The organism is Clostridium tyrobutyricum, assembly GCF_019144085.1.
Taxonomy (GTDB): domain Bacteria; phylum Bacillota; class Clostridia; order Clostridiales; family Clostridiaceae; genus Clostridium_B; species Clostridium_B tyrobutyricum_A.
Genome location: NZ_JAHHUY010000050.1, coordinates 1 through 10,182, shown reverse-complemented (window position 1 = coordinate 10,182; position 10,182 = coordinate 1). Strand labels below are relative to the sequence as shown.

The window sequence follows — 10,182 nt, the reverse complement described above, 5'->3', positions numbered from 1 at the left end:
TAACATGAGATGTATTTAAATTGGATAAAAAGTTTAAGGGACACCAAAAAGATAAAAGTTGAACCTTAACATGATATGTATTTAAATCCCATAGAAGCTCTATACTTGCCCATATATTAACTGTTGGACCTTAAAATTTTTGAAAATATTAAAATCAAACATTTTAATTAAAGAGACAATTATTATAAATAAATTGGTATAGAATTATATTGAATAAATCTATACCAATTTTTAATTTGATATCAAGCCTTTGTTAAAATATCTGTTAAACCCAATTTTTCTATTTTCTTTTTTATCTCATTTTTATCTGTAGTATATAGCCCCTTTTCTTTCATTCTGTTAAAATACTCTGCACCTGCAAAAGTATATCTATTTTTCCTACCCTCTGCAGTTTTAATTTTGTAATTGGCATAGCTTATTATATCTCCAATGGCAGTTTCAGTTGGAAGTACCAGCTCAGGTCTGCCGAGAGCATATCTTACTGCATTATGCCCTGCAAGAGAACCTGTACATATGGCTTCTGTATGACCTACGAATAAACCGCTTTTTTCTCCACCACAGAATAGGTTATCTACTCCTCGTACATGTAGATCATTAGAAACAGGGGCTACAGAAAGATATCTTATAGAATTTCCCTTGCCACCAGAGTAAGGATCTATAAATTTTACATTTTTTAATCCTGGTATTTTTCTCAATTTATCAAGAGGGTAATAAGATGTCATCAGTTTTGCATGTGCTATATTAACTAAACTGCAACATAGGGGAATATCCTACAAATTTTATAACTATTTTGCCGGACTTTTTTTTACTACCAAACCAGAGTAGTTCACTTATTAAATTATCAATAATTTGTTTTTGATTTTTACGTGAAAGTTTATCTATTATATCATGCCCATTTATAAGATCATCTATTAAATTCAAATTATAAGAATCCAGTTTGTGCTTTTTTTGAGAGTTATCAATAGCAGTCAATTTTTTCTCTAATTCAAGATAGTCATACTTTAGAGATTTAATTTTATCAATTATAATGTTTTCTATATATTGGTTTTTTGAAAGAATGTTAACTAAATTATCGATCTGATTTTTCTTTTGAGATATGGATTTAATAATAAAAGTTTTTTCACATTCTGTATTGTTACTTGGCCTAGCATTATAAATTATTTTTAATTTTTCAATAAATTTTATCTTTGATTTTGGAAGATTTTTAAGAATTGTTAGTACAGCATCTTCAATTTCTGCGGCTTTAGCATTATGATTATGACAGAGACTTCCATGGGATTTTCTTTTTGATGAGCACACATAATAAAATAATTTTTCACCTGTTACTTTGGAAACTCTTCCATGCTGAATAAGCATATATTTTTTGCAGTATCCACATTTTAATTTTCCGGTCAATATGGCATTATTTGTTTTCCCAAGTCTTGGAAAAGTATTCTTATTTTGACTGAATTGTTTTTGCACATTCAACCACAGCTCTGGTTCAATAGCACCTGGTATATTACTGACTGCTGCAAATTTTTCACCTGGCGCTTTAATGGATTTTATATGTTTGCCATTTTTTATACTCTGCTTGGTTTTGTTATATGTTAGAAGGGAATGTAAGTTGTCGGCTTTACCATAAACTTTCCATCCATTTGATTTTAGGTTGTCAATTACAGCATTATTTGATTTTACGTAAATAGGATTCTGCAATATAATTTTTAGTGTGGATTTTTCAAATGTTATACCTTTTTTAGATTTTATTTCATTTTCTGCTGCATATACTTCAAGTTTATGAAGACTGCCAAGTTCAATATATTTATTATAAAGGAATTTAATAGTATTCATTTCCCTGGTATTTATGTCTAAATAGGATATTTGACGTTCAAGTCCTGATTTGTCAATATATTTTTTCTTTTTTGAAACCAAACCCAGAGGAATTTTACCACCGGTCCATCTACCACTTTTGGCAAGTTCAAGCATATTGTCCTTTACACGCTCGGCTATGGTTTCACGTTCGAGCTGTGCGAATACAGAAGCTATATATATCATAGCTCTTCCCATTGGATTTGAGGTATCAAACTGTTCGCGTATGCTTATGAAGTCAACACTATTATTCTGAAGTATTTCAAGAGTTGAAGAAAAGTCAGCTACATTTCTGCTAATACGATCCAGTCTATAACATACTAGAATATCTATTTTATGAAGTTTTATGTCATTTGTCAATTTTTGAAATTCAGGTCTGTTTATGGTGCTCCCACTAAAACCTTCATCTTCATATATTAAGAATTCAAATTTTCCTTTGATGTGATTCTTTATATACTGTTTGCACATTTCTATTTGGTTCTCTATAGAATCACCTTTTCCTGTAAATTTGGATTTTCTAGAATATATAGCTATATTCATATATTTTACCACCTTGTTTATAAAATTGCTTCTACTTATAATATTATGTTTTCGATATAAAAATGTAGACATAAAATTTCAAATAATAAGTAACACAAATATGTTAAAATTCATATTTTAATAATATGAATCAAATCCATGGAGGTTATTACTATGTATAAAGTTGAAGTGTTATTGCCTGAAAATAGAGAAATTATTGAAGACAAATATGCGGAAGTGCTTGCGAATATTACAGCATCTCTTATAACTTATGAACAACTTGGACACTTAATTCTAGAACTTGAAAAACATATATAACCTGAAGAAGAAAAATAAATTAAAATAATATTGCATAGGAAGTAAACGTGGGATACATAGTTTAATATATAAACCAGATAATAAAATTTTTTGAAATTTTGTTACAAAAAGCAGGAAAAAAGAGAATAAAAATCAAAATATAAAATATATATAATAGTATTATGAAAAAATATAAATTGAAAAATAGGAGGCATAGTTATGATAATGATCGAATTCTATAAACAGAAACTAATAAAAATAGATAATAAAATTCAAATTGCTGATAAAGAAAAGGATTACAAAAAATTAACTGAATTAAAAGATGAAAGAGTTGAGATTGAAAGAAGAATTAAAAAAATTAAAAGTGGCAATTATATATAAGATAAAATTTTTCTTTGAAAAAGATAAATTAGGTTGTATGATATAAATAGTAGATTATTGAAGGTAGATGAATTTATTACATCAAAGGAGGAATTTAGTATATGGAAGGTAGACAATTGACAGATATTAATGATTTTCTACTAAAAGGAAGTTTATATGAAAAATTTAATATTTCTACTGATTATATAGAAGTGCTGGAACAACTAATTCATCCAGATAATAATTTTGCTATTAGAGTATATTGTCCAAAATGCGGACAAGTAAGTGTTTTTAAGAAAAGTAACACTAATAATAAAAAAAATTATTTAAAAAATCCATTAGATAAATTTATTGAAACAAGTACTGAAAGTAATGGAGATCAGCTAAAATTAATAAAAGAGCAAATTAAACATATGAGGTTAAAGAGGGAGAAGTTAGATAGAATTAAGCAGGAATATAAAAATTTTTCTTTAGAACTCAATTGTAGTATGGATGGACAAGAATTGATATATTATTTCCTATTGGAAAATAATACTATACAAAAAGTTGGACAAACACCTTCCACTGAAGAGTTAAATATAATGGAAATAGATAGATATAAAAAAATCCTATCTGAAACTGACTTGATAGAATACAAAAAGGCATTAAATATATTTTCAAATGGATGTGGCATAGGTTCATTTATTTATCTTAGACGTATATTTGAGAATTTAATTGAACAAAAGCATAAGATTGCCATGGTGGATCTTAAATCCATATGGGATGAAGAAAGATATAAAAAAGGAAGTATTGAAAATAAAATAAAATTATTAAAAAATTACTTGCCATCTTTAATTGTTAATTCAGATAAAAATTTAATATATGAAATTTTAAATCAAAATATATGTGAACTCGATGAGGAAACTTGTAAACATATGTTTGCTTTAATGAAAGATTGCATATTGTTAATAATTCAGCAAATTTATGAAAAACATAATATGGAGTTAAGAGAAAGAGAATATAAACAACATTTAGATGAAGTTACACAAAAATTAAATAAAACTCAATTATAATTAGTTGTTTTTAATATATTAAGATGCAACGGCAATATGTTTATTGGAGAAATATGTTGCAGTTTGGTTTACATTGCATGACCAGTATCCAAAAGTACAATGTTTTCTGCAAATTCTTTTAAAGCATATTGCTGGCATACTTTTGCCTTTAATTTATCCAAATTTACATCTTCTTTTGGAACTTTGAGCACTACTACACCCTTGTTTTCCAGTTCACTTACTAATTCTTTACTCATAGTATCTTTTGCAAGTTTACAGGAACCGCTGAATGCTCCATAATTTCCATCGGCTCTTTCTCCATGCAAATCTTCTACTCCAGCACATTTGCTTATACTTATTCTAGGCCCAAAGGATGGACATCTTAATATACACATGGAACAGCCATTTCCATATCTTATACAATTACCCATGGGACCTGTAGAACCAGTAGTTTCTATAAATACATCTGCTTCTTCATAATCGCCATTTGCAGTATATATTCCATCTATTTTATTCCCATCCATTTTTACATCTGAAACTCTTGAAATTAATTTTAATTTTATTCCGTTATCCAATAAATAATTTCTAACAACTGGTTCTATTTTATTTACATCATACAACCATGCATGTTTGTGACCTGGAAAATCCATATTTTTATGTCTTGTAAGTCTATCTGTAATATTTATGAGATCTCCTGCTCCAAGTGCTATAATTTCTTCTGCAGCTGTATATCTTCCATTGTTTCGCATTATTCCACCTACATTTCCAAGTCCCAGTACCATATCTGTCTTTTCATGTATAACTACCTCTGCACCAGCTTTTTTTGCTGTAAGAGCAGCGGCACATCCGGACCAACCTGAGCCAATTACTATGACTTTCATAAAAATGCCTCCTATATGAATCTTCTATCTTTAAACAAATCTCTAGGGTCCATTTGAACCTTGCATAATCTTTTAACTACATCGTTTTTATAGTGTTTGGTGCAGCTTGCACATATTCCTTCACCGCAGTTCATTTTGGAATTATTGCAGCAGGAAAAGTTTATAGACTTATCTATAAATTTGAGGATTTTATAAATAAGTATGTCAGGTCCACCACAGTAAAGTACATTTATATTATTTTCACTTATAATTTTACTTAATGTAGATTTAAAATTTTCATTAAGATCTCCATTATCTAACATAGAGGAATTTATTATTTCAGAATTGCATTGATCAAAATATTGTTTTCCAAAATTATCTTTAAATTCTGTATCTAAAATTGATATGATTTTATTGTTATTTAAACTTAATTTTTTTATAACATTAATAGAAGGTGCAATTCCTATACCTCTAGCTATGATTAAAGATGTTCCATTTTTAGCTTTTTTGATGTTTGAAAGTCCCATTATTCCATTGTAGAAAGGACCTCTTGTTGATATTTTTTCACTGGTATTTAGTTTTAATATATTTTTTGTCTTTATTCCATTTTCTTTTATGGCTACTTTTATAGTACTTTTATATATGTCTGATTCCATTATTGATATTGGAACATTATAGTAGGTTGGAAGATTTATGTTTTTTAAAAACACAAAACTTCCAGGATACACCAGTTCTTTTACTAGGTCTTCAGGTGCCTTTAGAGTTAATACATAAAGCGAATCTTCAGTCCTTTCTTTTTTTAACACTGTTGCCATATAGGTTTTTCTCAATTTTGTGGGTTTCCTTCCATTGGATATATATTTTTCATATATGCAAACACCACACCAATCTTTGCACTGACAGAATTCTTCGCCAGAAAGCTGAGAGCAGAGTATGCAGTCATGAGTCTCTGCAAGATGACATGGACAATAAATACTACCAGCATCGATACAATACATGTAAATAACCTCCGTCCATAATTCCTATAAATATTTAAGTTTCATTAATTAATATTGAGATAAATAAAGCTGTGTACATTATCAGATTATTTTTTAGGCTGTTTTTTGTTACTTGAATTATGTTAAAAATTTATGATATAATTTGTTTCAATAAGAAATATATCAAATTTTATATAATCTATGAACATTTAATGTGTTATTATATATAATAGGATAAAGGAATTAGTTTAAGAAAGGATGTTTTTAATGGAAGAAAATATGGAAGAAAATTATGATTTAACAAATCCATACGAAATTGCAAGATACATAAAAGAGGCTAAAAAAGCTACACCAGTTAAAGTATATATCAAAGGAGACATATCAGATTGTGACTTCGGAAATATAGAAGATTATGGTTCATGTGATTTTCATGTGATTTTTGGTGAAAGTGATGAGATAGCAGATTTCTTAGAAAAGAACAAGAATAAGATAAATAAATTCAGGTTAGAATATGACAGACGTAATTCAGCAATTCCATTAATAGATTTAAGAAATATAGATGCGAGAATAGAGCCTGGTGCTATAATAAGAGACAAGGTTAAAATAGACAAAGGTGCAGTAATAATGATGGGTGCAGTAGTAAACATAGGTGCTGAAATAGGAGAGGGCACCATGGTAGATATGAATTCAGTTGTAGGTGCAAGAGGTAAGCTTGGAAAGAATGTACATCTTGGTGCAGGATCCGTTGTAGCTGGAGTTTTGGAACCACCAAGTAAGTCACCATGTATAATAGAAGACAATGTTCTAATTGGTGCCAATTCAGTTATTTTAGAAGGCGTTAAAATAGGAAAAGGATCTGTAGTTGCTGCAGGATCTGTAGTAGTAGAGGATGTCCCTGAAAATGTAGTTGTTGCAGGTTCACCTGCAAAGGTAATAAAGTCTGTAGATGACAAGACAAAAAACAAGACAAAGCTTGTTGCAGATTTAAGAAAATAATATGTAATAAGAATAGGTATACACGATTACGTGTATACCTATATTAAATTATTTAGGAGATTCTTTTGTCCTTTACATTATTATTAGTTTTATCTATTTCAGTTTGTTTTATACTTGTATCATTGGTGTCATCTGAAGAGGCCTCATTAAACGTATCTTCCTCATCAGAAGTTTTATCTATCTTTTCCATTTTGGATATGGAAACTTCGTAAGCAACTTTTTTTATTGTTTCGGATTCAGAGATTTTTTTCTGGTATTCTCTACTTTGCAATCTTCCCCATACTCTTATATTGTCACCAACTTTTAAGGATTTGCAAAATCTTGAGTTCCTTCCCCAAGCTATAGTTGGTATGTAGTCGGATTTATTATAGGCTCTATTTACTGCTAAAAGCATGTCAGAAATCTCTCTACCAAAAGGTGTTGTTCTATAAACGGGTTCTTTGCATATAAATCCATCAAGAAATATTTGGTTTGGATTTTTACTTCTTTCAGTGCAAACACTTATATTTCTTGCAAATACAGTTAATATAAGTCTGTTTGCTCCATCTACAAATTTATTATAGGATCTTAATTGCCCCTCTACTATTACTTGAGCTCCTAATTTGATATCTATATCACTTATTAATCTTTCTGAAATTGTTATAAAGAGTATATCGTTAGTTTCACTTAATCTTGGTACTTTAATATTAAAAGTATAAAAACCTTCACTATACATTTCATGGCTGAAATTAAGCTCTGAAATCACTTCCCCCTCTAGATAAATCTTGTTGTTTAACATAAGATTCTCCATGTAAACCCCTCTTTCCATTAGTTTTAAATTATTTATCTACATATAAATATTCATAAAAAGTTTAAAATATACTAAAAATCATAATTTAATCTTTTATTTGTTTACCATTTGGATTTATTTTATAATTGTTTTTATATATCAAATTTCCAACAGTAACAAAGTTATATCCTTTATTTTTAAGCGTTTCTATTATTTTTGGTAAATTTTCCGGAGTATATTTAGCACTACTATGGAATAAAAGTATTGAACCTGGCTCAGTGTTTTCAACTACTTTTTTATATTCAATATCAGAACCTTTTTCCATCCAGTCCACACTATCTACATTCCATTGAATGCATTTATATCCTGAAGATTCTACTGCGCTTACAGCTTCATCATTATAGGATCCTGCTGGGAATCTAAATAGTTTTGTACCTGTACCTGTTATGTTCCTTATCTTTGCTTCATTTACATTTATATCTTCTAAAATTTTGTCTTTTGAGAGTTGTGTCATGTCTGGATGTCTATTGGAATGATTTCCAAGTTCATTTCCTCTTTCAGAAATTTGTTTTAGAATGTCCGGATATTTGTTTACCCAATCACCAACTACAAAAAAAGTAGCTTTTATTTTATATTTATCAAGTATATCAAGTATATCTTTAGTATGCTCAGTGTTCCCAAGACTTACATCAAAGCTTATGGCTATTTTTTTATCCTTTGTATCTACACAGTAAATGGGTAATTTTTTATTTATGCCCATGAATACCCCTGTATTTTTGTAATTTATTAATAAAGAGAATACTGAACCTATAATTACAAGAATACATACCATAAACAATTTTTTCTGTGCTCTTATTCTCAAAAATTTACCTCCTAAATTTTTTCCCATAGTTTTATATAGTATTTTTAACACATAAATATTACATAAATAGATAAATTTATTTTAAGATATTTTATGTTATAATTATTAATAAAGATATTTTAATATTTTTAATTCAATGAGGTGGATTTAAATGTCTGAAAATACTCTAGAATTAGCGGAGAATAAACTTCTTTTACTTTATATATTTAAAAAAATAAAAATCCCTATTTCTAATAATAAGATTACAGAGATTGTACTTGAAAATAATTTTATAAATTATTTTATACTTCAGCAGTATTTAGATGAATTACTGGTTTCTAAATTTATTCAGTATGTTGATGCAGAAAAAGATCATAAATTACTTATTACCAAAAAAGGTATAAAAGTATTGAATCTATTTGAAAATATGATATCCAAAGAAAAAATAAAAATAGTAGATGTTTATTTTAAAAAACATGTAAATAACACAGAAAAAGATGTACTTATAAGTTCTGAATACATTTCAAAAGATGAAGATAATTATATAGTTGATTTAAAAGTAACAAAAAACGAAATTACATTAATGAATATAAAATTAAGTGTAAAGTCGGATAAAGAGGCACATGAGTTGTGTAATAAATGGAAAAGTAATACTGACAACATATACTATAAGATTATCCAAACTCTTTTAGAAAGTTAAAAATCAATTTATTATCATACCTGTAGGTTCAGCCCCTATAGGTATAAATTTTTTTGATCCACTCTCCACATTTAATTTTATTAAGATATTGTTGTAGCTGTCTCCTATATAGAGTTCATTGCGATATTTTAGTATTCTGGACGGCATACCACCTACAATTATTTTTTTCATTTCTCTATAATTATTTATATTTATCATACTTATGGTACCATCTCCAAAGTTTGATATATAACAATAATTATTTGTACAATATATATCCATAGGGGAATTTCCTACAGTTATTCTATTTAGTACAGTATGATTTTTAAGGGACAATATAGATATATTTCCTTTGAATTCAGATCCCAAATTACTTTCACAAATCAGTATATGCTGACCGTCTATAGTAAAAATAGCTTTTGTAGGATAAGCTCCTACTCTTATATTTTTTATATGTTTTGTATTTGTGCAATCTATTAATGTTATACTGTCACTTTCCATATTGGATACCAGAAGAATTTTTTTTCTGGCATTTAAGTATATGCTGTGAGGAAGATTTCCACAGGGGATTTGTTCAACTATTCTTTTAAGATTGAAATCAAATACTATCAAACTATTTGAATCACCGCATATTATATAGGCTTTATTATCTAATGTAACAATATCGTTACAATTGGAGCCTATATAGTAGTTATCTTGATTTATGTCAGTTTTTAAATCTATTATAGAAATGCTGTTGCTGTAATTATTAGCTGTTATTAATTTATTGTTTCTTGTACATATTCCATGAGGACCTATCTTATGATTTAGATTTTCAGATTTCAGGTGAATTTTTTTAATCACACAGAAGTCATCTAAATTAACCTTGGATATAAAGTCGGAACAATTACTGCATATATAAAGATAGTTCAACTCCATCACCCCCTACAAATATAATATGTACATGTATTAAAATGTGTAATAGTAAAACTAAATTATTTTTTATCTTCAATTCGTAATTTGAATATA

10 protein-coding genes and 2 pseudogenes are annotated in these 10,182 nt (G+C 28.1%); 5 read left to right on the top strand and 7 right to left on the bottom strand.

Going from position 1 to position 10,182, the window contains the following annotated elements; translation table 11 throughout:
• Positions 1 to 242: 242 nt before the first annotated feature.
• A pseudogene (locus KM800_RS14500) lies at positions 243 to 749 on the bottom strand (FAD-dependent oxidoreductase); the annotation flags it as partial.
• Positions 742 to 2,385 carry a recombinase family protein gene (locus KM800_RS14495; protein ID WP_217813723.1) on the bottom strand — a complete coding sequence of 548 codons (1,644 nt, stop codon included), beginning with the start codon at positions 2,383 to 2,385 and terminating at the stop codon, positions 742 to 744. The gene KM800_RS14495 and the pseudogene KM800_RS14500, both read right to left, overlap by 8 nt.
• 153 nt (positions 2,386 to 2,538) lie before the next feature.
• On the opposite strand from KM800_RS14495, the gene KM800_RS14490 reads away from it, so the two are divergent.
• The 3 genes from KM800_RS14490 to KM800_RS14480 all read left to right on the top strand — a co-directional run bounded on the left by KM800_RS14490 (position 2,539) and on the right by KM800_RS14480 (position 4,073).
• Positions 2,539 to 2,682, top strand: coding sequence for a hypothetical protein (locus KM800_RS14490; RefSeq protein ID WP_217813722.1), 144 nt, complete (start codon positions 2,539 to 2,541; stop codon positions 2,680 to 2,682).
• A 198-nt stretch (positions 2,683 to 2,880) separates the two neighbouring features.
• Entirely contained in the window at positions 2,881 to 3,042 is a 162-nt protein-coding gene (locus KM800_RS14485; RefSeq protein WP_217813721.1) for a hypothetical protein, read from the top strand.
• Positions 3,043 to 3,143: 101 nt separating this feature from the next.
• On the top strand, positions 3,144 to 4,073 hold the full coding sequence (locus KM800_RS14480; RefSeq protein ID WP_217813720.1) for a hypothetical protein: 930 nt from the start codon (positions 3,144 to 3,146) through the stop codon (positions 4,071 to 4,073).
• 74 nt (positions 4,074 to 4,147) lie between these two features.
• Here KM800_RS14480 and KM800_RS14475 read toward each other — a convergent pair.
• Positions 4,148 to 4,933 (bottom strand): annotated as a pseudogene (locus KM800_RS14475) (FAD-dependent oxidoreductase); the annotation flags it as partial.
• Between the two features lie 11 nt (positions 4,934 to 4,944).
• A complete protein-coding gene (locus tag KM800_RS14470) occupies positions 4,945 to 5,910 on the bottom strand; it encodes a sulfide/dihydroorotate dehydrogenase-like FAD/NAD-binding protein (protein WP_217813718.1) in 966 nt (321 codons plus the stop codon).
• Between the two features lie 258 nt (positions 5,911 to 6,168).
• On the opposite strand from KM800_RS14470, the gene dapD reads away from it, so the two are divergent.
• Entirely contained in the window at positions 6,169 to 6,885 is a 717-nt protein-coding gene (gene dapD / locus KM800_RS14465; protein WP_217813725.1) for a 2,3,4,5-tetrahydropyridine-2,6-dicarboxylate N-acetyltransferase, read from the top strand.
• Between the two features lie 52 nt (positions 6,886 to 6,937).
• Here the strand turns inward: dapD and KM800_RS14460 are convergent, their stop codons facing one another.
• Both KM800_RS14460 and pdaB read right to left on the bottom strand, forming a co-directional pair.
• Positions 6,938 to 7,675, bottom strand: coding sequence for a single-stranded DNA-binding protein (locus KM800_RS14460; RefSeq protein ID WP_217813717.1), 738 nt, complete (start codon positions 7,673 to 7,675; stop codon positions 6,938 to 6,940).
• A gap of 85 nt (positions 7,676 to 7,760) precedes the next feature.
• Entirely contained in the window at positions 7,761 to 8,516 is a 756-nt protein-coding gene (gene pdaB / locus KM800_RS14455) for a polysaccharide deacetylase family sporulation protein PdaB (protein WP_217813716.1), read from the bottom strand.
• Positions 8,517 to 8,667: 151 nt separating this feature from the next.
• On the opposite strand from pdaB, the gene KM800_RS14450 reads away from it, so the two are divergent.
• The gene (locus KM800_RS14450; protein ID WP_217813715.1) at positions 8,668 to 9,195 is read left to right on the top strand and encodes a DUF4364 family protein; all 528 of its coding nucleotides are present in this window, start codon (positions 8,668 to 8,670) and stop codon (positions 9,193 to 9,195) included.
• A 3-nt stretch (positions 9,196 to 9,198) separates the two neighbouring features.
• Here the strand turns inward: KM800_RS14450 and KM800_RS14445 are convergent, their stop codons facing one another.
• Positions 9,199 to 10,086, bottom strand: a complete 888-nt coding sequence (locus KM800_RS14445) for a YncE family protein (protein WP_217813714.1) — start codon at positions 10,084 to 10,086, stop codon at positions 9,199 to 9,201.
• Positions 10,087 to 10,182: the final 96 nt, after the last annotated feature.